Source organism: Arthrobacter sp. Y3225116 (genome assembly GCF_059091245.1).
Window position 1 is genome coordinate 1 of sequence record NZ_JBNHGL010000568.1, and the last position, 416, is coordinate 416.

A 416-nucleotide genomic window follows, 5' to 3' on the forward strand; every position below is an offset into this window, starting at 1 on the left:
CCGGTGCGGCCAGCCCGCCCACGGCCGGCAGCCCGTCGAAGCGGACCAGGGAGCCCCTGCTCCCGGGATCGGACAGTTCGTCGACCGGTTGCAGCGGCCCGTAGCTGTGCCCACCGTCGTCCGAGACCGCGGCCCACCGCCGGGGAGCAGCCCAGGTGTGCAGCAGTACGCGGCCGTCGGCCAGGCAGACGGCGGCACTTCCGCCGTCCCCCGCGGCCGGGTTGGAGGCCTGTGCGGGCAGCGGCTTTCCCAATGTCCAGGTGTCCCCGTGGTCGTCGCTGTAGCAGGAGGCGGCCCCCGCGCCCGCGCCCTCGGCCATCACCGCGAACTGCACCAGCAACCGCCCGGCAAACTGGCCGGCGTGCACGCCGGTGCCCGGCCCGGCAGCGGCGAGCCGCGTGATCGCGTCCGAGGCA

Annotated in this window: 1 pseudogene; it reads right to left on the reverse strand. The window is 76.0% G+C overall.

The window, feature by feature from the left end:
• Window positions 1-416: pseudogene (locus AC5RV2_RS18995) on the reverse strand (exo-alpha-sialidase); the annotation flags it as partial.